The sequence below is a fragment of the Laceyella tengchongensis genome, assembly GCF_900182735.1.
Taxonomy (GTDB): Bacteria; Bacillota; Bacilli; order Thermoactinomycetales; family Thermoactinomycetaceae; genus Laceyella; species Laceyella tengchongensis.
Map to the genome: position 1 here is coordinate 1 of NZ_FXTU01000013.1, position 24,455 is coordinate 24,455.

At 48.3% G+C, this 24,455-nt stretch carries 19 protein-coding genes; 5 read left to right on the top strand and 14 right to left on the bottom strand.

Features of this window, described 5'->3' with window-relative positions; translation table 11 throughout:
* The 4 genes from QQZ12_RS16225 to QQZ12_RS16240 form a co-directional block, all read right to left on the bottom strand.
* A partial coding sequence (locus tag QQZ12_RS16225) for a non-ribosomal peptide synthetase (protein WP_284724662.1) occupies positions 1-4,658 on the bottom strand: 4,658 nt, incomplete at its 3' end.
* 463 nt (positions 4,659-5,121) lie between these two features.
* Positions 5,122-6,348 (bottom strand): aminopeptidase, encoded by a 1,227-nt coding sequence (locus QQZ12_RS16230; RefSeq protein ID WP_102992644.1) that lies wholly within the window; start codon positions 6,346-6,348, stop codon positions 5,122-5,124.
* 254 nt (positions 6,349-6,602) lie between these two features.
* Positions 6,603-7,421, bottom strand: a complete 819-nt coding sequence (locus tag QQZ12_RS16235; RefSeq protein ID WP_102992645.1) for a prohibitin family protein — start codon at positions 7,419-7,421, stop codon at positions 6,603-6,605.
* Positions 7,402-7,533 carry a hypothetical protein gene (locus tag QQZ12_RS16240; RefSeq protein ID WP_262983030.1) on the bottom strand — a complete coding sequence of 44 codons (132 nt, stop codon included), beginning with the start codon at positions 7,531-7,533 and terminating at the stop codon, positions 7,402-7,404. The genes QQZ12_RS16235 and QQZ12_RS16240 overlap by 20 nt, the downstream gene beginning before the upstream one ends.
* Positions 7,534-7,904: 371 nt before the next feature.
* Here QQZ12_RS16240 and QQZ12_RS16245 point away from each other — a divergent pair, with 371 nt between their 5' ends.
* Together QQZ12_RS16245 and QQZ12_RS16250 are read left to right on the top strand one after the other, a co-directional pair.
* Positions 7,905-8,609 carry an alpha/beta fold hydrolase gene (locus tag QQZ12_RS16245; RefSeq protein WP_284724663.1) on the top strand — a complete coding sequence of 235 codons (705 nt, stop codon included), beginning with the start codon at positions 7,905-7,907 and terminating at the stop codon, positions 8,607-8,609.
* Positions 8,610-8,835: 226 nt separating this feature from the next.
* Complete coding sequence (locus QQZ12_RS16250; RefSeq protein WP_102992647.1) at positions 8,836-9,114, top strand: hypothetical protein; 279 nt, start codon at positions 8,836-8,838, stop codon at positions 9,112-9,114.
* 256 nt (positions 9,115-9,370) lie between these two features.
* Here the strand turns inward: QQZ12_RS16250 and QQZ12_RS16255 are convergent, their stop codons facing one another.
* Together QQZ12_RS16255 and QQZ12_RS16260 are read right to left on the bottom strand one after the other, a co-directional pair.
* Positions 9,371-9,961, bottom strand: a complete 591-nt coding sequence (locus QQZ12_RS16255; RefSeq protein WP_102992648.1) for a histidine phosphatase family protein — start codon at positions 9,959-9,961, stop codon at positions 9,371-9,373.
* 556 nt (positions 9,962-10,517) lie between these two features.
* Positions 10,518-10,703: an H-type small acid-soluble spore protein gene (locus QQZ12_RS16260; protein WP_022738954.1), complete on the bottom strand. Its 186-nt coding sequence runs from the start codon at positions 10,701-10,703 to the stop codon at positions 10,518-10,520.
* Between the two features lie 275 nt (positions 10,704-10,978).
* On the opposite strand from QQZ12_RS16260, the gene aceB reads away from it, so the two are divergent.
* Both aceB and aceA read left to right on the top strand, forming a co-directional pair.
* Positions 10,979-12,592, top strand: coding sequence for a malate synthase A (gene aceB, locus QQZ12_RS16265; protein WP_102992649.1), 1,614 nt, complete (start codon positions 10,979-10,981; stop codon positions 12,590-12,592).
* A 24-nt stretch (positions 12,593-12,616) separates the two neighbouring features.
* Positions 12,617-13,897, top strand: coding sequence for an isocitrate lyase (gene aceA / locus QQZ12_RS16270; protein ID WP_102992650.1), 1,281 nt, complete (start codon positions 12,617-12,619; stop codon positions 13,895-13,897).
* A 64-nt stretch (positions 13,898-13,961) separates the two neighbouring features.
* Here the strand turns inward: aceA and QQZ12_RS16275 are convergent, their stop codons facing one another.
* Positions 13,962-14,897 (bottom strand): S66 peptidase family protein, encoded by a 936-nt coding sequence (locus QQZ12_RS16275; RefSeq protein ID WP_102992651.1) that lies wholly within the window; start codon positions 14,895-14,897, stop codon positions 13,962-13,964.
* A gap of 674 nt (positions 14,898-15,571) precedes the next feature.
* On the opposite strand from QQZ12_RS16275, the gene QQZ12_RS16280 reads away from it, so the two are divergent.
* Positions 15,572-15,766 (top strand): hypothetical protein, encoded by a 195-nt coding sequence (locus QQZ12_RS16280; protein ID WP_102992652.1) that lies wholly within the window; start codon positions 15,572-15,574, stop codon positions 15,764-15,766.
* A gap of 115 nt (positions 15,767-15,881) precedes the next feature.
* Here the strand turns inward: QQZ12_RS16280 and QQZ12_RS16285 are convergent, their stop codons facing one another.
* The 7 genes from QQZ12_RS16285 to dapA form a co-directional block, all read right to left on the bottom strand.
* The gene (locus tag QQZ12_RS16285; RefSeq protein WP_102992653.1) at positions 15,882-17,186 is read right to left on the bottom strand and encodes an MDR family MFS transporter; all 1,305 of its coding nucleotides are present in this window, start codon (positions 17,184-17,186) and stop codon (positions 15,882-15,884) included.
* A 468-nt stretch (positions 17,187-17,654) separates the two neighbouring features.
* Positions 17,655-17,828 (bottom strand): hypothetical protein, encoded by a 174-nt coding sequence (locus QQZ12_RS16290; protein WP_189318840.1) that lies wholly within the window; start codon positions 17,826-17,828, stop codon positions 17,655-17,657.
* A gap of 138 nt (positions 17,829-17,966) precedes the next feature.
* Complete coding sequence (locus QQZ12_RS16295) at positions 17,967-18,170, bottom strand: hypothetical protein (protein WP_102992654.1); 204 nt, start codon at positions 18,168-18,170, stop codon at positions 17,967-17,969.
* A gap of 620 nt (positions 18,171-18,790) precedes the next feature.
* On the bottom strand, positions 18,791-19,327 hold the full coding sequence (locus QQZ12_RS16300; RefSeq protein WP_102992656.1) for an imm11 family protein: 537 nt from the start codon (positions 19,325-19,327) through the stop codon (positions 18,791-18,793).
* A gap of 16 nt (positions 19,328-19,343) precedes the next feature.
* Positions 19,344-21,467 (bottom strand): AHH domain-containing protein, encoded by a 2,124-nt coding sequence (locus tag QQZ12_RS16305; RefSeq protein WP_102992657.1) that lies wholly within the window; start codon positions 21,465-21,467, stop codon positions 19,344-19,346.
* Between the two features lie 232 nt (positions 21,468-21,699).
* Entirely contained in the window at positions 21,700-23,376 is a 1,677-nt protein-coding gene (locus tag QQZ12_RS16310; protein WP_102992658.1) for a ribonuclease J, read from the bottom strand.
* 195 nt (positions 23,377-23,571) lie between these two features.
* The gene (gene dapA / locus QQZ12_RS16315; protein WP_102992659.1) at positions 23,572-24,453 is read right to left on the bottom strand and encodes a 4-hydroxy-tetrahydrodipicolinate synthase; all 882 of its coding nucleotides are present in this window, start codon (positions 24,451-24,453) and stop codon (positions 23,572-23,574) included.
* Positions 24,454-24,455: the final 2 nt, after the last annotated feature.

Sequence of the window (24,455 nt, forward strand, 5' to 3'; positions counted from 1 at the left end):
GTCTTTAAGCTTCTGTTCTCCAACCGCATAAACTGTTCCGCCAACTGTGTCGGTAAGAAACTGATCGTGATCCCCTGTTCCTCCATGTAACGGTTTAATCCCGCCACATCCAGTCGCAGTTCTTCCGGAATCACATGCAGGGTAGCCCCGGCCAGCAGGTATGGATACACTTCCCACACCGATGCATCAAAACCAAAGCCCGCGTATTTCGTTGCCCGATCCGCTTCTGTCACCCCGAATTCGCGGATGTGCCACGTGGCCAAGTTGAGTACCGCGCGGTGTTCCACCATCACCCCTTTGGGTTGACCGGTCGAACCGGAAGTGTAGATCACATAAGCGAGATCATCGGGTCGCCCTTCCTCCGACAACGCACTTCGGTCTCCTGCCTCCCAATCGATCTGATCTAGCCACAATACCCGGTCAGCCCATTCCTCTGGCACATTCACGCCACGCTCGGCTAACAACAGCTTCGCTTGCGCGTCCGCCAGCATATAGCGTATCCGCTCTTCCGGGTACTCAGCATCGATCGGCAGATAAGCCGCTCCTGCCTTTAACACCCCGAGCGTCCCGACCACCATCGCGAATGATGGGCGCACCATGATACCGATAATCTCTTCCCGCTTCGCCCCCCGGTTTCGAAGCAAGCGGGCCAGTCGATTGGCACGCGCATCCAATTCGCCGTAGGTCAGCGTCTCCTCCCGGTACACCACCGCCGTCCGTTCGGGGGTGCGCGCCGCTTGTTCCGCAATACACTCGTGCAGGGTCCGGTCTCGTGGATACTCCGCTTCCGTCGCGTTAAACGCGTTCAGCAATCGATCCACTTCCGTTTCATCCATCAATGTAAATGCTTGAAGTTCCTTTTCTGTCCCTGAAACTACCTGCTCCAACAACCGTACATAATAGCCAATCCACCGCTCGACCGTCGCCCGGTTAAACAAAGAGGTGTTGTATTCCACGGCGAAATGAAGGGTTTCCTGTTCCTCCGCTTCCCATGTCATGTCAAACATGGACTGCTTCCATTTCCACTCCGTAAACGGCTTCACATCGATCCCCGGCAACGCGAATGGTTCTTTGTCGACATTTTGCAATACAAACACCGTGTCGAACAACGGATTGCGACTGCCGTCTTTTGCGCTGGGGAGTGTTGCTAGCTCTTCCAATGGGTATTCTCCATGCCCATACGCGGACAGGACGTTTTGTTTCACCTCTGCAAGGTATTGGTGGAAGGTACGCTCCGGTGTCGGTTGCGACCTGAGCGGCAACGTATTAACAAACATGCCGAAAATCTGCTCCGCTTCCGCCTGAATGCGGCCGGCAATGGGAAAGCCTACCGCCAGATCGGTTTGCCCCGACAATTTGGCCAGCATCACCTTATATGCCGCAAGCAAAACCATAAACAGCGTGGCCCCTTCTCGTTCACTCACACGTTTCAGTTGATGAGTCAATTGCGCGTCCAAACGGAACCGAACCTTTTCTCCTACAAACTGTTGGAGCTTCGGACGCGGCCGATCAGTCGGCAGTTCCAGAACAGGCCATTCCTCATTAAACTGTTGCGCCCAGTAATCCCGTTGTTTTTGGCAAGCGGGGGTTCGCTTCCATTCCTCTTGCCACACCGCTACATCTTTGTAATGCAGAATGAGCGGAGGTAACGTTTCCCCACGGTACAGCTTGCTCAGCTCGCGGCGCAAAATCCGCTCGATAGAAAAGCCGTCGGAAACAATGTGATGAATGTCAACCACCAACACATGCCGCTCTCTGCCCAAATGGATCAGGCCCGCTCGCAATAGAGGTGCTTGCCGCAAATCAAAGGGGCGGATAAACTGCTCGATCCACGTTGCTGCCTCTGCATCATCCTTTGCCTCACATTGTTCCCAAGGCACTGGCACCGCCGGCTCCACTTTTTGCATCACCTCATCCTCAACCAAATGGAAGGAGGTGCGCAACGATTCATGCCTGTCCACCACAGCCTGTAAGCTTTGGCGCAACCGTTCTACATCCAGCTGGCCCAACAGTTCCAGTACCACGGGGTTATGGTAGGTTACCCCGATATTGCCTCGTTGCTCCATCGCGTACAAACGGCGTTGCACCGAAGTCACTGGATAATACTCCCGCTCCACCACGGGTTGGAGCGAAGCGGTGGTATCGTGATCCGCTTCCCGCACCATTGCCGCCATTTCGCTTAGCGTAGAGCATTCAAAGAGGCGGTATATATGAACATCCATCCCAAATTCGACACGAATGCGTGCTGCCAGCATCATCAGGTGCAATGAATGCCCACCCAACGCGAAAAACTGATCATTTAGTCCAACCCGATCTGCTTGCAACACTTCTTGCCACAGCCCGGCCAGCTTCACCTCGACCGGATCTGACGGCGCTACATACCGACTCTCCGGCGCTTTGTTCGCCACTGGCTCCGGCAACGCTTTCCGGTCCACCTTGCCATTGGGGGTAAGCGGCAACCGCTTTAAACGGACAATATGGGCGGGGATCATGTATTCAGGCAATTCCTGCACCAGATGCTCTCGCAACTCGCCGTCACCCACCGGCTCAGTCTCAACCACATATGCACACAGAACAGACTGGCCTGAGGAATCTGCGCGCGCCACCACAACACCGTCTTCAATGGCGGGGTGCCGCAACAGCACATTGGTGATTTCCCCGGGTTCGATCCGGTATCCGCGGATTTTCACCTGGTCGTCGATCCGCCCTAAGAACTCCAAATTCCCATCGGGCAACCACCGAACCAAATCCCCCGTTTTATACATGCGTTCTCCCGGAGCAAACGGATGGGGGACGAATTTGCTCGAAGTAAGATCGTCGCGCCCCAAATAACCCCGGGCTAAACTGTCTCCGGCTAGGCAAAGTTCTCCCGGCACACCAATGGGTTGTAACTGTCCTTCCTCACTCAGCACAAACGCTTGGTTATTGGCAATCGGCCTACCGATCAAAATCGGCCCCTCCGGCTTCACTTCATAGCAAGTGGCGACAACCGTGTTTTCTGTCGGACCGTAGTTGTTAAACAGCCGGTACGGTTGCCGACGCACCTGCCGCAACCGGTCTCCACCTGTCAAGAGCCTGGTCAAGGTGCGGTTCTCCAAACGCATAAACTGTTCCGCCACCGGTGTCGGCAGAAAGCTGATGCTCACCTTCTCCGCTTCCATGTATCGGTTCAACGCCTCCACATCTAAACGGAGCTCTTCAGGGATGACAATCAGCGTCGCCCCTGCGATCAAATAGGGGAAAATCTCCCATACCGAAGCGTCAAATCCAAATCCGGCGTATTTCGTGGCCCGATCCTGCGCCGTCACCGCAAACCGTCTCACATGCCAACTGGCCAAATTTACTAGTGCTCGGTGTTCAACCATGACTCCTTTCGGCTTGCCAGTCGACCCCGATGTATAAATCACATAAGCCAACTGATCAGGACGCCCCGGTGCATCAGCATCGAAGAGGCTCCCTTCTTCCCAAGCAATGCGATCCAAGAATAGTTTGCGCTCCTTCCAGCCAACAGGAAGGGGGAGACCGGTCTGCGTAAGCAACAGGGAAGCGCCGCTGTCCTGCAACATGTAATCAATTCGCTCCAACGGATAGTGAGGGTCAATGGGCAAAAAGGCGGCCCCTGCTTTCAACACCCCCAAAATGCCAACGATCATCTCCAGTGAAGGCTTTACCAAAACCCCCACGATCCCTTCCCGCTCCACGCCCCGGTCGCGCAAGGCACAAGCCAGTTGGCTCGCCCGCTCGTTCAATTGCCGGTAAGTCAATTTTTCCTCTTTGAATACCACCGCCACTTGATCTGGCGTGCGCTCCGCCTGCCGTTCAAACAAGGCATGGATAGTCTGGTCGTGGGAATAAGGCATCGACGTGTCATTAAAGGTGCGCAACAAAGCCTCTTTTTCGGCATCAGTCAGCAAATCGATCGCATACAATGCCTGCTCGGGATGATAGACAAAGGCTTGAATCACCCGCGCGAAATGATGACCAATGCGCCCAATCCATTCTGAGTCAAAACATCTTCGGTCAAATGCAAAACGCAAAGTTAACGAGTGGCTAATCCAAACCTGAACATGCAATTTAAAAATAGAATCATTAGATATAAGTAAATGTTTATTGTATTCGGAAAATATATTTTGCTGATTATCCATATCATCCACGTCAGACTCAATCACCCACAAAAGATGCTGCATAGTATCCAGAGCGATCCCTGTCCGCTCCTCCAATTCCGACAACAAGACGGCCTCAACCTCTGGATGCCCCATGTTCTTAGCGACCACATCGTAAACCGTCTCCCCTTTGGTGCATTGCACCCGGCGCAATTGGACAGCTAGCTCATCACCACTTTCTTTTCCGCCCAAAGGGGAAACCGAAGCAAACACCACATCATCCGCACGATTGTATTTCTGCAACAAGACTCCCCACATCAAACTGATCAATGTGGGAACCGAGACATTCATTTTATCTGCCAAAGCGCTGATTTCTTTCGTCAACAGGGAATCCAACTGCAAGAAGCCCACACCGTTATGGTCGCCGACCTCATGCCATGGACCTTCCGCGATCCGTTCTGGTACGATCGGAATGCTATCATTATACCCACGCAAATATTCTTTGTAATATGTCCGATCTTTCCGCTCTGGTTGAACCAATTCATTATAGGACATAATTACCCTCCGACATCGGTTTGATGGTAAATTTATATTATTTTCAAATTGCACCTACGAGTTTATCGGAATTTTCAATCCATGTCAACGTTTGATGGATTTATTCGCCGCAACAACAAATGTCCAGATTTAATTTTAAAAAAAGAATAAATGCATTAACTAACAACAAAATAAACTAAGCATTCCGTAAAAGTATTTATACTTATTGCAAATCGAATCATTTGCACCCCTCTTCTCTGAACCACCTCTTTTCTTTTAAAAAAAACATCCCCCACCCGGCCTGATTTTCTATATTTTTCCTATTTTATAATTCTATCTCATCCTTATCCCCCCTCCTAGTAAAATAAAATAGCAAGAGATCGCCGTGATTTGCGAAGCGATCTCTTGTCAATGTCTTTCAAACCATATTGTCACCATGCAAAAAGAAGCGACCCTTGCCACCAGCAAGAGCCGCTCCGTCCGTTCATACCCAGTTTCCATTGCGAAACAGCGGCACCACCCGTCCCTCTACCGTTACAGCATCGATGTCAAGTTCTGCTGTGCCGACCATGAAGTCCACATGAATGACACTTTCATTCAACCCATTGCCCGCTCTTTCTTCCTTGGACATCGTTACACCATCCTCAATGCAAAACGGATAAGCCGCTCCGAGGGCAAAATGGCATGAGGCATTTTCGTCAAACAAGGTGTTTCGGAATACCACGCCCAACTTGGACAGGACCGAATCATGAGGCACCAAGGCGACCTCCCCCAAATGAGCGGCTCCAGCATCCATCTGAAGCAACGCCTGAAGTGAGGCATTCCCCGTCTCCGCTTCTGCCTGCACGACCTGCCCGTTTTCAAAAGTCAGCGTGAAACCGTCGATTACCTGGCCATTGTACACCAACGGCTTACTGTTCCGTACCCGCCCGTTTACTCCGTTACGCACTGGCGCGGTGAACACTTCCTCCGTCGGGATATTGGGAAGAAAGTAGACGCCTTGACTGTTCTTTAACCCCCCGCCCAACCAGCGGTGGTTTTTAGGCAATTCCACTGTGAGCTCTGTTCCAGGCCCCCAGTATTGCAACCGCGTGAATTGTTGATCATTTAACCAAGCCGTGCGCTCTTCCAATCGGTTAGCGTACGCTTGCCAATAAGCTAATGGGTCGCCATGATCCAAACGCGTTGCCAATTTGATACTCTCCCACAGTTTGGCCAGGGCCGCTTCTTCCCCCAACTCCGGAAATACCACATTAGCCCATTCCGCGGTGGGCACCACTCCGATCGTCCAGCTTATTTCCCCACCTTGCGCCAGTTCTTGATATTTTTTCATCGCTTTGCCCATCGCCTTCGTCACGGTGGCGATACGCGACGTTTCCACATCTTTCAACAATTCTGGTTTGGGGGTCAAAATAGAAATGACCGCCGCCCCTCCCTCAATCATCCGGATGAAGTCCTCCACCTTGCCTTCAGGCACGAAAGCAAGCGTTTCCTCCGGCGCCATGCGCAACCGGATACGGTTGATCTCATCATCAGACCAGTCAACCAATACATGCGGCGCGCCGGATTCATAAGCCACCTCAACCAGTTTGCGCACCAGTGGCGCGGCATCGGTTGACGCCCGAATGGCCAGGTTTTGACCCGGTTGCAAGTTGACACCCAGTTGGATCAACAACCTGGCGTAAATGGTCAATTCTTTTGCTTTCAACATTTGTCTCTACCTCATTCCGCCCCCATATATTACGTATCGCAGGGAATAGTGAGCTCATCTGATGGTTTATTTTTAGTTTGTATTATAAAGCGTGACTGCGAGGGCTCACAAGCCAGTGCGCCATGCACCTCCTCTTTGTCACCCGCGCGTTAGCGCCAGATGGCTGGTAGCGCTTGGCAAGGAGGGCGGAAATCGAACCCCTTGGGCAGCTTAGACTACAGATCGCCGAATCCCATCCACTCATCAAACACGACTCAGTTTGTGCGGGATTTTACATGTTCCCGCTGGTAATAACGCATCAATTCCGGTGTCAACGATTGGTTAATCAGACGATTAGCCTCCGCTTCACCCTGCGCTTCAATCAGAGCCACCTTACGGCTCGTTTCCGCTTCAGACAGACGCTGGCGGGCCAATTGCTCTTTATTGGCCGTCTCGCGCAATATGTATTGATGTTCAATATCAGACTCGACAAGCTTCTGCAAACGTTGCCGCATCCGCTCATCAACGCGCAAATCAGTCAAGGCTAATCCTTCCAAACCAATTCCGTCTTTCGCCAATTCCCGTCTCACCTCGGCTTCGATCTCACGGCAGACAGCCTCTCTTTGTGTGGCAAACAGACTGACCACCGAATGCCGAAGCGCCACTGTCTGCATGGCAGCTTGCAACCGACCCCGCAAAATTTGCTGCCGTGCATCTTCCCAATCCTCCTGGTGCAAACGTTGCATCAACCCGGGCAAGTGGGCGGGTTGCAAGTGATAGCTCATGAACACATCGATTTGCACCCGTTGTCCGTCCTTGCTTACCACGGATACGGCTTGCCCCTTTGCAAACGTTGCCATTTCGGTAGAAACGGGATAGGCCGTCACCGATTCCCACGGCCAATGGAGATGCAACCCATCTTCCAGCACTTGCGGCTGAACGCCACTGAAGAAGTTGAATACCACGCCTTGGTAACCAGCATCTACCATTGACAGGCAGCTCCCCAGCAACAAAACAATCAGTATGTAGCAAACCAACACTGCAGCAAATCCGATCCACTGCTTCTTGCGCTTTTTATGTGATTTGACTGGCATCCTTGCGTTTGGTCCCCCCTTTTTTCCGCGGAATCTTCTTTTTTTCAATCGATTCGCACTTCATCAGCAAGTAATTGCCCATCCGCTCATACCACGGATACAAACCGACCAACAATAACCCTCCTAAAAATAGGACCAGAAGTATGGCCACCGTTCTCCCCTTTTCTTTAAAAATATAAAATCCTCACACCATAAAAAAAACAATAAGGACAATGCTCTTTTATTATAAGGGAAACAAGCGTCAGGTCAAATCCCTCTAATAAAAAACTGAAAAAATTTCTGCATCTGTTTCATATTACAAAAAAATGACCTAAACACCAATGAACGAGAATTTTGATAATATATATATTTTATTTCACAAAAAGCTATCTATTACATTTTCAGGGATACTCCCTCGGCCAGAGTCTCCCCATCGTTGGGTCTCATATTTTTCCCTGCACGAACCACACTACCTGTAAACGGACAGCCAAAGGAGGGTCATCAGTGCCGTTGATCGAAGCGAATGGAACAAGGTTGCATTATCATCTGGCGGGGCAAGGTCCCACTCTGGTTTTCATCCATCCTCCCCTCATCACCAGCGCGGTATTTCGCTATCAGATAGCTGAACTCACCACGTCCTTCCGCGTCCTGACATTTGACATTCGGGGCCACGGAGCTAGCACCCCGTCCCCCACTCCGCTAACATATCCATTGATCGTAGAAGATATCAGGCAACTGCTTAACAAACTCGGCATTGAAGAAGCTTATTTATGCGGGTATTCCACCGGTGGAAGCATTGTGCTAGAAGCATTGCTCTCCTATCCGGATCGCTTTGCGGGAGGCATTCTAATCAGCGCCATGTCGGAAGCAAGCACACTGTATCTCAGAGCGGCGATTGGAGCGGCGACCCACTTATGCACACCCATCTGTTTCCGATCCTTGGCCACCATCTTGTCCTGGAGCAATGCCGATACGCCATTGACATTTGCCAATCTCCACCGCGCCGCGCGCCAAGGCGATCCAGAAAACATCCAGCAATATTTCACATTTAGCCAACAGTACAATTGCACCAAGCGACTGATGGAAATTAAGCACCCGATATTACTTCTTTATGGAAGCAAAGATCGTAGATTTCACAAATACACCAAGTTGCTTCAAGACCGGTTGCCTCAAGTGACTACCCAAGAAATCAAGGGCAAACGCCACTAACTTCCCACCAAAGCATGGCGGCAATGCAATCAACTCATCACCGACTGGCTCACAGCAATCACCACAAATACAGCCCCCGCCACCACGGTCTGATGAATCACTCTCATGTCAGCCTTCTTTCGAACATGTGGGCAAGGGGATGACTGGTTCCTTCTTCCAGTACCGCATGTTTTTCCTGGTTTCGAACGATACTATCATCGGATGATGTTTTTAAGGAGGCGTTGTGATGATCTTATCGCTTGAAGAGATGAACATCCTGTCTGAGCGTTTGGAAAAAGAAGAAGCCCGGTTGCACGAAGCCAATATGCGCGAACCAGGCCGCAAAGAAGCGGATCACAGCTTGAATTTGATCAGTAGCTTGCAACACAAGCTGCGTGATGTGGATGCCGACCTGACCGAACAGGAACGCGCCTATATCATTGACTTGTTGCGAGAAGAAGCATTCCATATACACGGATCAGGAACCGGGGTTTATCACTCCATCATCAATAAAATGGAACTCTGAGCTTGGTGCGAGCTTTTTTCAATTCAAACGGAAAGCCCATATCCTTTCGCACAAACATATCCCCCTCCAAAGTGAATGTGGGTCATCAAATGGCGATGCCCGTGCGCCAATCGATTGTGGTGCACGGGCATCCGGTTTTGGGTCACTTAAACCGCAACCTCGTCGCGGCGTGTTCATGTCTCTCTATACGAATCCCTTATCCAAAAGCTTTGTGTTCGGGGCCGTCCATGAACAGATGAAGTACCAAACGTAAAATTTACGTTCTCACATGGTCATCACAGTTGAGGAAATGCACAAACCGGCCCCGTTCATTGTATTCAATCAAATGAATCCCCGCCTCACTGGTGTGAAAATAGTAGTCGTGGTGAACTGGCAAACCTAAAAAACTTTCCAATATCCGCGAAATCATACCTTCATGGGAGACAATCGCAATACGACGATAAGGTTTACTATAATGCTTAATATATGAAAACACATGCTCGGCTCGCGCACGAAATTCAATGCCTGATTCTCCTGTTTCACCCAATTTCACATGCGGGGGGAGGTTCCTGGGAACCGGTGTGTCCGCCTGCAAACGGCCAGCAAGCTTTCCGTTGTTATGCTCTTCCAATTCCGGCAGATAGTTAATTGGACAACCAATCGTCCTGGCCAAAATGGATGCTGTTTCACTCGCTCTTTTTAATGTGCTCCCCCAAATATATTCGGGCGGAAACGCTTCCCTCACCCGCTCGGCCATCTTGTGCGCCTGTTCCACACCTGCCGGGGTCAACGGAAAGTCGCTCCTGCCCTCGTACACCTCCAATGCATCCGCTTCGGATTGTCCATGCCGGATCAACAAAATTTGCATTGCTTCTTCCTCCTTCTAAAGCAGGCACTGTCGCCACGTAACCGGTTTCGTTCCGGCAGTTTGTAGCTCATGCTCTGTTGTCGGTTTCCCCTTGATGTAAATATCCTTTCATCGTTCCCGCGCCTGAAGATGTTACGGCATTAAGCAAGATGGACTAAAGTGAAACTTATGTCACACCATCGGGTCGGTTCACTTGACTTCCATGTGATTCGCCACGGGTTGTCGTGTTTTTAGAACACTACCTCAGTTCATTATAATAAGAACAATCCCACACCATGTCTTTTGATTTCTTTTTCTCAAATGCAGCCACACTCCCCCCGATCGTTCCACACCTTTTGACTAAGATTGGGTCTGATGAAAAATCAGCTTGATTCACCGGACATTCCCAGATCGCCTTTCCAGTGTCATTTTACACTAACATAACCAGTTTAAACTACTTTCTCCCAGGATCCTCTATCAAACGTATTAAAAAGAGAGCAGAACCTCGCTGCTCTCCAAGTTTGCTTCTCTCGCCCTAAGCCATTTACAACGCATTAAGGGTGCTTTGCCTCTTTTGTTATGCTCTTTGCTCATCCAAATCGTGAACGGGGAGAATCTTCACTTCTTGCGGATTGGATTCACTATGGACGCGCACCTTTTCTGCACTTTCATCCACCATCTCAATCCATACCGGCTCGCCACGGTAGGTCACGGCAATTTTCTCCGGCGACTGCAAAATCTCCTTTGCCCGATCGATTTGCATCACGTCACCTCCCTAAAAGAGAATCAATCTCAGATCATTGGTTTGCTCAGTAAAACAATCATCGCTAACTTCGCTCTTAGGTTGTGTCAAAGATGGAGAGTTATGCACAGATGAAACCGGCCGAGACGATGATCCAAAACAAAACGCTCTGAGTGGATGGGCCCTGCACCTTTCTTTATTAAATAAAAAAAATCATTTTTTCGAAAATACCAGTTGTACTATAACAGCTTCTGTGTTAGCATAGAAAACGAAAAGGAAAACTGTTATATAACATAATGGCACCCAGGAGGGGATCCGGTTTGTTGCGAAAAGTATCATGCCCGGAAAGAGTTGAGATCATAGGCCCAGTCACTGATTCCTATGCCGAAGTGCTCACCTTCTCAGCCTTGCAATTCATCGCTGATCTTACACGACGCTTCCGCGATCAACGCGATCGCCTGTTGCATAACAGAAAAGAACGGTCGGTAAAACTAAAGACTGAACTGCCCGATTTTCTGGATGAGACAAGAGCCATTCGGGAAGGAAATTGGTCCATCGCCCCCTTGCCCCAGGATTTGCTTGACCGGCGGGTGGAGATCACCGGTCCTGCTGGCGACCGCAAAATGGTAATCAATGCTCTCAACTCCGGAGCCCAGGGTTTCATGGCCGATTTTGAAGATGCCAACTCACCCACTTGGCACAACACCGTGCAAGGGCAAATTAACTTGCGTGACGCAATTCGAGGGACACTCACCTACATGAGTCCCCAAGGAAAATGGTATAAAGTAAACCCTGATCCTGCTGTGCTTCATGTACGGCCGCGCGGATGGCATCTGGATGAAAAACACGTCCTTGTTGACGGAAAACCGGTTCCGGCCAGCCTGTTTGATTTCGGACTTTATTTCTACCACAATGCAAAGGCCTTGGTGGCCAAAGGATCAGGCCCTTATTTTTACCTCCCAAAAATGGAAAGCCATTTGGAAGCACGTTTGTGGAATGACGTATTTGTTTATGCCCAACAAGTGAAAGGGATTGAACAAGGCACCATCAAAGCGACCGTGTTAATCGAAACGATCTTGGCCGCGTTTGAAATGGATGAAATATTGTACGAATTAAGAGAACATTCAGCCGGATTAAACTGCGGCCGCTGGGATTATATCTTCAGTTACATGAAACACTTGCAGAACCATCGTGCCATTCTGTTGCCTGACCGCTCGCTGGTCACGATGACAACCCCCTTCATGAAAGCTTATACTCAATTGGCAATCCAAACATGCCACAAGCGCAATGCCCCTTGCATTGGCGGAATGGCCGCCCACATTCCGAGCAGGAAAAACCCCGAGGCGACTCAACGGGCATTTGAATTAGTGCGCGCCGATAAAGAGAGGGAAGCCCAAGCCGGGCATGATGGCACATGGGTAGCTCATCCCGGCCTCGTCCAACTGGCCCGGGAAGTGTTTGATCACTGGATGCCAGAACCCAATCAAATCAGCCGAAAGCAAGAAGAAGTGACCATCACGCAAGCCGACTTGTTGCGGGTGCCCACCGGCCCGATTACCGAAAACGGACTGCGAACCAACATCCGTGTCGGCATCCACTATATCGCCGCTTGGTTAAGCGGTTCAGGGGCTGTGGCTATCGACAACCTGATGGAAGATGCAGCCACCGCTGAAATTTCTCGTGCGCAGGTTTGGCAATGGTTGCGCCATCCGGACGCCTCACTGGAGGACGGACGGCCGATCACCAAAGAGTTATATCAGCAATTGTTGCAAGAAGAAGCGACCCGTCTGCGTGAACAGCTGGGATCTTCCCATCGTTTAGACATGGCGATCCCCCTGTTTTCCGAATTGGTGTTGAGTGATGAATTCACAGAGTTTCTGACATTACCCGGCTATGCGTTATTAGATTAACATGATCAGAGAGGATGAATGATGATGAACCATCAACAGGAAATTGCCGCTTTGGAAAAAGATTGGTCCACCAACCCCCGGTGGAAGGGGATCAAACGCCCATACTCCGCCGCGGATGTACTGAAACTTCGCGGTTCTCTTACCATCGAATACACGCTTGCGTCGCGCGGTGCCCGCAAACTGTGGGAAATGCTTCATACGGAGCCCCATATCAAAGCATTGGGGGCACTCACTGGCAACCAAGCAATGCAACAAGTGAAAGCCGGCTTGAAAGCAATCTATTTGAGCGGTTGGCAAGTGGCTGCCGACGCCAACCTAGCTGGACAAATGTACCCCGACCAAAGCTTGTACCCCGCCAACAGCGTGCCCCAAGTGGTCAAACGGATCAATCAGGCACTGCAACGCGCTGATCAGATCGAATGGTCCGAAGAGAAAACCCAGCGGGATTGGTTTGCGCCCATTGTCGCCGATGCGGAAGCGGGTTTCGGAGGGCCGCTGAATGTGTTTGAGTTGATGAAAGCGATGATTGAAGCAGGAGCCTCCGGCGTACATTTTGAAGACCAATTAGCCTCAGAGAAAAAATGCGGCCATCTGGGCGGCAAAGTGCTGATTCCCACTTCGCATGCGATCCGCAATCTCATCTCGGCTCGCCTCGCCGCAGATGTGATGGGCGTGCCTACCATCCTGATCGCCCGCACCGATGCCAACGCCGCAGAGCTGTTGACCAGTGACATTGATCACGCTGACCATCCCTTCCTCACGGGTGATCGAACCCCCGAGGGATTCTTCCGGATTCGCCCTGGGCTAGATACAGCGATTGCCCGCGGATTGGCCTACGCACCTTACGCTGATCTTATCTGGTGTGAGACATCAGAACCTGATCTCGAGGAAGCGCGCCGTTTCGCCGAAGCAATCCACGCCAAATTTCCCGGAAAATTGTTGGCGTACAATTGCTCCCCCTCTTTCAACTGGAAAAAGAAGCTGGATGACAAGACCATCGCCAAGTTCCAAGATGAGCTCGGAAACATGGGCTACAAATTCCAATTCATCACCTTGGCGGGCTTCCACTCTCTCAATTACAGCATGTTCCAACTGGCCAATGAATACGCCTCTCACGGCATGACGGCATATTCTAAACTGCAACAGGCCGAATTTGCCCTTGAAGCGGAAGGATACACCGCCACGCGCCATCAACGTGAAGTGGGAACAGGCTACTTTGATCAAGTCTCCCTCATCATCACCGGTGGCACCTCATCCACCACGGCGTTGAAAAATTCTACCGAACATCAACAGTTCATGTCCTAATGGTCACATAAATCAAGCACCCTTTCGGCATAGCCGGATGGGTGCTTCTCCATTTTTCTTTTGATCAGTTGGCCTGGACACATCCTTCCAACAGCATCAACGTCCCTTCGCCAGCATCCAAGTAGGCTTGAATGCCGATGGGCAATGCCAGGTTCGGCTTGGTGTGTCCAGCTTGAAAGCCAAAATAAGCGGGAACACCTAGTGGCCGGACAATCTCCTCCAACACTTCGCGCAAAGTTAAGCTTCGCTCCGGGTTCGCCGCGTTGCAATCATGAAAGTCGGTGAACAAAATGCCAGCGGCTTGTTCCAACTTTCCAGCCAAACGCAATTGCGTCAACATGCGGTCAATGCGATAGGGCTCTTCTCCCACCTCTTCAATGAACAAAATCTTGCCAGTAGTGTCCAGCTCATAAGGGGTTCCCATCGAAGCCGCCAAAAGGCAAAGATTTCCCCCGACCAGCCTACCTGTCGCCCTTCCTGGCGTGATCGTAAAACAGAGCGTCCGCCCGGTGTCTGGATATTCCCCCAGCGGTTGAGGATCGGAAAGTTGGCGAAACAAAACCGCCCAAGCCATCTCCTCTTCCTCTGAGACATGTTCCAACTCTCCTACCATAGGCCCGTGGAAAGTGATCAGTCCTGCCTTTTTCCAAAGCGCCAAGTGCAGGGACGTAATATCACTGTAACCCACAAAAATTTTCGGATTCTTCCTGATCATGGCATAATCGATCCGGTCAAGGAGGCGCTGTGAGCCATAGCCACCCCTGATGCACATGATCGCCCTCACTTCCGGATCAGCAAACATCTCATTCACATCCCGCGCCCGCACTTCATCTGTTCCCGAAAAATAGCCATGCTGTTCCTGCACGGAGGCTCCTACTTTTACCCGATAACCAAATCTGCGCAATGTTTGTAATGCACGTTCCCGTCTCTCTTCAGGAACCGGGCTGGCAGGAGCGATGACCCCGATCAGATCACCCGGTTTTAATGCTGGTGGTTTCATTGCTTTCCTCCCTATCATCGTCTGGAATAGGACAGCTTAAAACGGCTTCAATCATTCTTCAACAATGTATTCTTGCCACAAGTACACATTCCTCTTGGGCTGGCTGTTAAACCCCTTTCCAGCAGTCTCCCACAGAACACAAGCTAATAGATCAGCTAAGGCTACCTGCAATCTAAACTATCATTGATTTGTGATTTTCCTATGATTGAATGAGTTGCCAAGAAAGGGTTACGATAGGTGTACGCCAATACCATTTCATTGTAAAGGGATGGAGTGCACCAATTCACCGGTTCCTCCATTTCCTTTCCCTTTTTCCCCTCGACCATCCTCATCCCCCATCCAGCTCCCAGCCAGTTCCCCTGACAACACACCTTTCCCTACATATCATTATAGGACAATCCATGCCCCACCCCACCCATGTCCCGGAATGATTCTGGCGTTTTGGGACTTTCCTGCCAGCCGATGGCCGGCTTTTTTCACTGCGATTATAAACTGAATATTAAAACCATTTTAGTGCGGACTTTGACTTGAAGAACTTATACCATCACAAATATGGATCTATACCCTGTTTTTACTAGAGTTTTTTAAAAACAAGGCAGGCACACAAGCAACTTCACTCAATGATCCATATGCTATTCCATATCAACTGATCACATCACAAAGGGGGTTTCTTCATGTCTCGCAGAAGGTCCGCTAAATGCCGTGCTATCAGAAACTTAAAACGTGCCATCAGAGAGTTGAATCGCTCCATCGACGCAATCAGAGATGAGCGCTTTGAAACGGCAGAAAACCGCATTGCAGACGCACTTGTGTTTCAAGGTCGCGCTCTCCGGCAGATCAATCGCGCCGAGAGATTCGACTACTGCTAATCGGTTTTTGCCTGCTTAATGGCAAAGTAACTCCGCCGATGACGCATGAATCGGCGCTCTTTGTCGAGCGCAAAAACAAAGAACCCCGTTACTTCGGGGTTCTTCGTCCGCTTTTTCACGATATCTCATGCATTGAATGATCGGCCGCTATAATCACGGGTTGGCGTTCCAACCGACGAAACATCGCCATGTATATGATACCGCCCAGCCAGGCAAGGAAAGCTAGCACAACAAACATCCATCCATACCCAATCCACGCTGCCAGAGGGATGGCAAAAGGCGCCAATGTTTTGCCAATCGTAAACCGCAAGCTGGCAGCAGCGAAATATTGCCCGCGAATGTGTTCTGGAGCCAATTTGGAGACAAAGCTCTCTTGTAATCCGACTACCAACAGCTCTCCGACTGTAAACAGCACCATGGCCGCCAATGCCACCCACATATTTGTGCTGCTGCCAAAAACCAACATGGAAACCCCGTACAAAAACGCGGAAGAGAGGAAAACCCTTTTCTCCCGCATCCGACTGACCCATCGGCTGACCCAAACAGTAAACAGGGCGATCAATAAACCATTCTCCGCCACCAGCCATCCAAAAAACGTCGTTCCGCCCGCTTCAAGCGACCACTCACCAACATGGAATAAGGTTTGTTTCGGGAATTTCTCCGTCACATAAATGCTCAGCGCCAAATCGAGTTGCATAAACGTTTGGGCCACCAAAATCCCCGCCAAAATAAACAGCATGAAGGTGCGGTCGGACAAAATGACTCGATAATCCTGCAAATGACTGTGCACAAATTGCCGCCAACCGCGTGCGGTGAATCGATTTCCTTTGTGGACCACCGCTCGCCCCGGAATCGTTTCCCTCACATAACGCCGAATGAGCAACGACAACACAAAGGCGGTCAACGCCGCAACCAACAACAAACCAAACCGATAGTGAAAGAAAAAGATGCTTCCCAATAACGGACCAATCACCACAGATAAGTTAATTGCCGTATAAAAAATGGCGAACACTTGGTTGCGATCCTCCTCTTTTACCAAGTCCGCTACCATCGCATGGCTCGCCGGCCAGTAAAGGGAGCCGCAAATCCCGAGCGCCGCAAAACTGATGTAAGTCAAAATGGGGGAAGTATACCATGGAGAATTGGCAAAGGCAAACACCAAGAACGAGATGCCTTGAGCAAGCGCAGATAGCTCCATCATCCGTTTCCTCCCAAATCGGTCGGCGCAATAACCGCCGATCAGATTGGCGATCACCCCCAACAATTGGGAAAAAACCAGCATTCCCCCCGCCCATTCCTTTCCGAACGCTTGCGAGAAATAGACGGACATAAACGGAAAAAACATCCAAAACAACACATTGGTAATCCCTTCGCCAAATAAGCGAATCTTCAAATTCAAATCCCAATCTTTCAAAAACATACCGTAGCCTCCAATGAAATTCAAAGCTGATTCATTTATCAAACAACAACAAAAAACACTGGTAAATATCTTTTACCAGTGTGTGCGCTCTCCATTTCAATTGGACCAGAACAGAATATGATCCATCCTAGCGTAAAGAATTGATGAGGGGATTGTAACACCGCACGCGGTAAAAAATAAAGCCTTCATTATGCTGATATTGGAATTGATCGATTACCATTCCTCGCTTCATCATCACGGTGCATCCCCTTTCTCACTTATTTTTGAAAGCATTTGTTGTTTTATTGGGTCACTATCCGTCCAGATAGAATCCACGTTCGTTTTCATTGTACGAAATTCACAATCAATTGTCAAATCAGTAAGCAGATATCAAATTGTCAACATTCTGCATAAAAAATATAACCTCCCTCCCCCTCTGATTCACTGCTTTATGTATTGTTTTAGAAGGATATGAATAGTCATTGATCATCACTTTCTGTTTTCTTGCCTTTGGTTTATAAATTTTAACCTGGAATATATCCATTCTCTCTTTTGCTTCGTAAACCGGCGGCTGAAATATTCTTCAGTCACGCCGAGATACTTCGCCAATTTTTCGGCCATTTCAGAAGGGGTGGTTTTTCTTTTGCTATTTTCACGCCCCATTGATCCAACACTCCTTTGCCTATGCCAGCTATAAACATCCTACATTTGTTAATTTATACAAATCCTGTTCATACTCCTTTTCACCTAATGAAAAAGACCCGTTCCCTTGTTAAGCGTGATTGGATATTTCCACTGTCACTAGGATGTGTCTAATAAATAGTCCAGCGGCTCCAAAACCATTTTCCCATTCGCTTCACGCGTGACGAGGCGCTCATCGAGAAAAGGTTTTTCCGCCGCTTCTTCCCCACCAACTTGATTTACCAGACACGCCCTAGTAAATGACAGAGCGATTTTGGACAAACTAACAATGGGCCTCGTCTGCTTGCGCCGCTTCTCTCCCACTCACTTCCTTTCAGTCGCCAACACGAGCGGGAAAGCAGCTTGCAACAGCTTGTTCCCCCTCTTCATGCCCATAACCCAAACAAAAGAGAGGTGCAAAACCGTGGAATCCTTTATCACCTATCTCCCTTTCTTCCTTTTCGGCTCCATCTATCTCATGTTGGGATGGCTGGCAATGAAAGGCTGACCCCTTCCCCAAGTCCCTTCTTCCTTGTATATCATTTGCCGTAAATCACTGTTTATCTCTGCAAACAGACCCCACAACAGTAAGCATATTAAAAAGCCACAGTCCCTGGACACCCAAGGGGTTGTGGCTTTTTGCAGTTTTGCTATGCTTTCTTATTCCATATCTCCCTAAATTTTAGGCCTCCCACTACTTACAAATCGCTTTACTTCCGATTTCTCTTCATCTAATCCATCTATAATGTTGGTTAAATTGTAAGCATAGTAATCTTCATTTTCGATTGTTACAGTTAAAAACTCACCCAGAGGTCTCAGCAATTCATAAAAACATGCCTTTGCTTTTTGGCTAAACACTGGGACATATAATCGCCTACATATTTTTTGGACTCAATCAGAGAAATGTTTTAAAAAGAAACGATGCCAGCATGTTACCTGCTCACCTACTGTTCATTACTCCAAACTTCCTTAAACGCTAATCCCGATAATCCATTATTTTTGTAAATCGAAACAAACCAATCCGAAACAAAAATACTACCAGGATCTTCGGGTATTTTAAAAATAATCTCATCTCTAACCAATTCTTCTGCAAATACATATTTTTTAATATCCATGATTCTTCCATTGGTAAACCTTATAACTTCAGAGTTGATTTCATCCAATGCCCTCAAAGTATTCAATGTATTAAATAAAAAACATTTATCCCCTCCCTCTACATCAAGCTCTAAAAATTCACCGTATTGCTCCAATAGATCTTGAAAAATCTCTTTTGCTTTTGGACCAAAAACAGGGGCATTTGGTAGGAAGCCTGGGAAATCACTAGGTGGTCTATCTTTTCTGCTTGCGGGAACATACACCTCCAGTTTTCCCCATCCATTTTTCAACGGGCATCCCAATCGCTTCAAAATATCTAAATCACTCACATTTTTAGTCATGAGAATCTGATATCTAAAGTCGTTATTCAATTGATATATTTTCAATTGTTATACCTCCTTATTATAATGGAAAATTATTCTGTTGTAATTCCCGCTTTATTCTTTGAAGAACTTGGATTAAATCCTCCTGAGTCTGTACACGCTGTAGACGCCGTAACAACTCATTATAGTATTGATCAGTATGGATTTTTGGATGATATGCCTCATTACCAATACCTCTTCTTTGTGGTAACCATACTCCATTTACAGCTGAGTTAATGGGATCATCAAGGTGAGAATAATTTCTGTTTGGGTCTAACATGAACTGATCAAAAATCTGTCGTGCCATGACCGCCGCTGGATTTTCAGATTCATTCCCAGGCACAATATGGTGTGCCGCATACCATGATCTTGGCTTCGCTTCCCCCGCTTGTTTCAATCTGGTGGCAAGTACGCTAGATTGCCCCCGCAAAATTGCTCCGGTATTTGGATCACGGACGAGCCTGTAAACATAATCTTCTATTGCATTCACCATTTTCTTCCCTATCTTTACTTCAGGAATGCGTTCAAGTCCTGCTCCAACTGCATAAGCTAAGGCCTCTTGTCCTCCTAACCGTGAAAGTCCCTGTAACCATGCTCTCGGATTTCTCAGAAAAGCTCTAAACTCTCCCGCCATTCCCAACAAATCACCCGCGGTCAATGCCAGGGCTAAGGCGCTCCATCCCCCAGTAAACAAAGTGCTGAGCGCGAATACCGAACCCATGATCATCAACTGCTCAAACGTGCTTAAACCATCCCACCAATCTCCTATATCTTCAAACACACATGCGATGCAAGTCGGTTCTGAACCAACTTTAGCAAATGAATAAGCGGTACTAACCAATGGAACACACAAGATAAACAAGATTAGCAAAAAAGCGGCCAATTGTTTTTTAACCGCATTGGTACGAATTTTTAATTTTTCGATTTCCGTATAGTCTTGTTTATCTTGCTCAACCAACAAGCGAAAGCCCAGCTCCCGCCGATCACGGTAAAACACCAAAGAATACCAAAACCGCTTCCGCTCACCGATTAAGCTGAAGAATAATACAATAAACTCCATGATTGGTTCGATAATGACTTCTTTTTGCAACAGTGGCAAATGCCGGCGTATGCGGTTTAATTGCACATAATCATAGACAATCGCACCGATGAGCAACAACAGAAAGACGGATTTCGTTTGAAAACCGCTACCTATTGCTTCATGGACTGTATAGACCCAGTCATCAAATTCACCATCAGAGTTCCAAGCAGCGTGATCAAGAAAAACCCACAAAAAACCAATTACAGGGATTACAAGGCTATACGAGCCGAGCTTCTGTTTTAAACGAATACCTAATCCGATCGTGAGCGCAACCAAAGCCGTAGCAACCGCATGGCTGGTCGTCATACGCTCTGATGAAAACTCTTCTGCAAAATATCCTGGGAATAAACTGAAAAAATCCCAATGAAGGTACTGACCTCCACCAAACAAACCGAACAGACCGGAACTGTAGCCGTAATCGTCACCATGAAGCAACCTTCTCATCGCTTCTTCCACAAATTGAAATCCCGCTCCCGTGGCTGCTCCAATTAACGCATAGTCCGTCAGACTAATTGATAAGGATCGCTTAAACAACAATAGGAAAAAAAGTAGCGGCAAGAGTTTGAATACCTCTTCGACGATCGGAGTTGCGACAGCCTCGCTCCACAGATCGTCATTCGAAGCACCTGTTAACATATTTAATCCAGTGATGAACAGGATAGTCAATGGGCTAATCACCCACGCACCTACAAGAAAAAAGCGTGTGTAAGTCTTCCATTGAAACGTTTTGCTCCGCGCTAAAATAAAAAACTGCCACAGGACGTAATAACTCCATAAAAATTGAACAAATATCGGTCTGGCTTCCTCTATAAAAATAAAAGTAAAAATCATCATGAAAAGGGACAACCAGATCCATATTTTGTAGACCGCCTTTAACATCGGATATTTACTCGGCAACTCTGCTAATTGAGCAATCCATTGTTGTAAATTCTTTAGCATAGCTCCTCCTAATGCTATACAATCTTTTACAATTACAATATTAAACGATAATACACTATTATGAAAAAAGAAAATTAAAGTAATAATATCAATAAACCTCTTGTGAATTGTCCGCCATTCTATCAACGAGTCATTTTGTGGCATACTTCAATCCCTACTTTTTTCAACAGGAGGGATTTTATTTACTTCGATTCGAGTGGACTGGCAGTTAATCATATAACAGCAAGGGGATTCAAAGCGCGGATATAAAGCCAAACATCTTTAATCTGTCACTAAAAATAGACAACTTTATATGGGATATTTCTTAGCCAAAAAATAAAAAAACCACAACCCCTGACGTCTCAGGGGCTATGGCTTATGTGCGGTTACGTTCTGACTATACTTCCATGATAATTGGAAGAATCATGGGGCGGCGGCGTGTCCGCTCAAACAAGAATTTGCTAAGTGCATCGCGAATGCTTGTTTTGAGGGAAGCCCACTCGCTCACTTGGTCTTTCATGCATTTTTCCATGGTCATGCTTACAATCCGATTTGCTTCATCCAAGAGCTGTTCAGACTCCCGGACGTACACGAAGCCACGGGAGATAATGTCTGGTCCGGAAAGGATGGCTCCGTTTGTCTTGCTAAGGGTGACAACAACGACTAAGATACCATCTTGCGATAAGAGTTTGCGGTCTCTAAGTACAATGTTTCCAACGTCGCCAACTCCTAAACCATCGATGAGCACTTTTCCTGTTGTAATTTTTGGACCGTATCTTGCTTTACCGCCGGAGATCTCGACCGTATCCCCGTTGTCGCAGATAAAGATGTTTTCGGGACGAACGCCTACTGATTCGGCGAGTTGGGCGTGAGCCCGCAACATGCGGTACTCACCATGAATCGGAATAAAGTATTTGGGTTTGATCAAGCTCAACATCAATTTGAGATCTTCCTGAGAACCATGTCCGGAGACATGCACGTGGGAGGTGGTGCTGTAAACGACGTCGGCACCAATGCGGAACAACTGATCCACTGTGCGTCCAATCAGTTTTTCATTACCGGGAATCGGCGTTGCGGCGATAATCACTGTGTCACCGGGCAAGATTTCAACCTTGCGGTGGGAAGCGTTGGCCATGCGGGTCAGTGCCGACATGGATTCCCCTTGGCTTCCTGTTGAGATCACGGCTACGCGGTTGGCCGGCAAACGGTTGATCTCGTCCGGTTCAATGAGCAGGTCTGATGGGATATGTAGATAACCCAATTCGGATGCGATGTTCACCACGTTCACCATGCTGCGGCCCACGACAGCCAGCTTTCTTCCATAAAGCTGGCAAGCATCCACAACTTGTTGAATCCGGTGAATATTGGATGCGAAAGTTGCCACGATAACCCGTTGTTTCGCCTTCCGAAACACTTCGTTGATGCCTTCTCCAACAGTACGCTCAGATCCAGTAAAGCCAGCCCGTTCAGCGTTGGTACTATCGGATAAAAGACATAAAACACCTTTTCGGCCGATTTCCGCCATCTTATGGATATCCGCCACTTTTTCATTGACTGGGGTCATATCGAATTTAAAATCCCCCGTGTGAACAACATTACCTTCTGGCGTCTCAACACAGACTCCGACCGAGTCGGGAATGCTGTGGTTCGTATTGAAAAATGTCGCCTTCAAGGTGGAACCCAGTTTGATCTCTGAATGGTTGTTGATGATATAGCGCTTGGTGTCGTTTAAGATATGCGCTTCCCGCAATTTATGCTCAACCAGTCCCATCGTCAGCTTTGTCGCATAGATCGGGACGTTCAATTGACGCAAAATGTAAGGAAGTCCTCCGATATGGTCTTCATGTCCATGTGTTAAGATGATCCCACGAACTTTTTCCTTATTCTCAATCAGGTATGTGATGTCTGGAATGACGATGTCGATTCCCAACATGTCCTCTTCTGGAAACATCAAACCCGCATCGATCACCACGATGTCATTCTCATACTGCACCACATACATGTTTTTTCCGATTTCGTCCAACCCACCGAGTGCAAAAATGTGTAATTTGCCTCGCTGGTTTTTGCTCAACAAAGTAACCTCCTACATTTAGTTGTCGTCACCCGTAAACCGCACAATTCTCACTTGTTCTCATTATATACGATCAAAAAATGTGTATGCAACAAATTATTTTGTCGCAATATTGGAATGGTTGTCCGAGAATCCGTCTTCTCCACAAGCAAAAAAGGCTGACCATCATTCTGGTCAGCCTTTTTCTCACGTTTTTGTTCAGTTGGTTTTCAGCACTTTCAACCAGCTTTCCGCTTGTGCTTTTTCCTGTTCATCCATTTCCACCAAAGGCAAGCGCACATTGGGTTCGCACCAGCCTTGTAATGACATGGCGTACTTAAGCGGCACAGGGCTCGATGTCATAAACAAGCCATTGAACACGGGAAGCAACTTTTGATGCAGGGAAAGCGCCAAGGCATGATTTCCCGCAAAAAATGCTTCAATCATCTGTTTCATCTCGCGTCCGACCAAATGGCTGGCTACGCTGACGATTCCCGCGCCTCCCACAGCCAAAATCGGCAATGTCAAGCTATCATCCCCACTGTAGACAGCAACGTCCTCTGGGACTTGCATTACCAACTGTGAAATCTGGTTGAGGTCCCCACTAGCTTCTTTGATGGCGACCACGTTTTCCAACTGGGCCAGACGCGCCATGGTGTCCGCAGTCATGTTCACACTGGTACGTCCCGGCACATTATACAGCATAACAGGCAATCGGGTGGCTTCAGCCACTGTTTTAAAGTGTTGATACAGCCCTTCTTGCGATGGCTTGTTGTAGTAAGGGGCTACCAACATCACCCCATCCACGCCGATCTCCTCTGCTTCTTTGGTCAAGAGAATGGTTTGCTCTGTGTTGTTACTCCCGGTTCCCGCAATGATTTTAGCGCGTCCGTCTGCTTTTTGCTTGGCGAACCGGAACAGCTCCAGTTTCTCCTCATGAGTCAAGGTGGGAGACTCTGCCGTGGTTCCCGCCACCACGATCGCATCGCTACCAGTGTCTATCAAGCGATCAATGCATTCTTCCACCTTACCCCAATCAATGCGATTCTCTTTCGTAAACGGCGTGCACATGGCCGTAATCAACCGACCAAACAGCATGATGG

What these genes read in the sequence shown, in the direction of transcription:
- QQZ12_RS16230 (WP_102992644.1), bottom strand. Translation starts at nt 6,348, where the DNA reads ATGTTGAAAGCAAAAGAATTGACCATTTACGCCAGGTTGTTGATCCAA.
- QQZ12_RS16280 (WP_102992652.1), top strand. Translation starts at nt 15,572, where the DNA reads ATGTCTCGCAGAAGGTCCGCTAAATGCCGTGCTATCAGAAACTTAAAA.
- QQZ12_RS16290 (WP_189318840.1), bottom strand. Translation starts at nt 17,828, where the DNA reads ATGGGGCGTGAAAATAGCAAAAGAAAAACCACCCCTTCTGAAATGGCC.
- aceA (WP_102992650.1), top strand. Translation starts at nt 12,617, where the DNA reads ATGAACCATCAACAGGAAATTGCCGCTTTGGAAAAAGATTGGTCCACC.
- QQZ12_RS16285 (WP_102992653.1), bottom strand. Translation starts at nt 17,186, where the DNA reads ATGTTTTTGAAAGATTGGGATTTGAATTTGAAGATTCGCTTATTTGGC.
- QQZ12_RS16250 (WP_102992647.1), top strand. Translation starts at nt 8,836, where the DNA reads ATGATCTTATCGCTTGAAGAGATGAACATCCTGTCTGAGCGTTTGGAA.
- QQZ12_RS16235 (WP_102992645.1), bottom strand. Translation starts at nt 7,421, where the DNA reads ATGCCAGTCAAATCACATAAAAAGCGCAAGAAGCAGTGGATCGGATTT.
- QQZ12_RS16255 (WP_102992648.1), bottom strand. Translation starts at nt 9,961, where the DNA reads ATGCAAATTTTGTTGATCCGGCATGGACAATCCGAAGCGGATGCATTG.
- aceB (WP_102992649.1), top strand. Translation starts at nt 10,979, where the DNA reads ATGGCACCCAGGAGGGGATCCGGTTTGTTGCGAAAAGTATCATGCCCG.
- QQZ12_RS16260 (WP_022738954.1), bottom strand. Translation starts at nt 10,703, where the DNA reads ATGCAAATCGATCGGGCAAAGGAGATTTTGCAGTCGCCGGAGAAAATT.
- QQZ12_RS16305 (WP_102992657.1), bottom strand. Translation starts at nt 21,467, where the DNA reads ATGCCACAAAATGACTCGTTGATAGAATGGCGGACAATTCACAAGAGG.
- QQZ12_RS16275 (WP_102992651.1), bottom strand. Translation starts at nt 14,897, where the DNA reads ATGAAACCACCAGCATTAAAACCGGGTGATCTGATCGGGGTCATCGCT.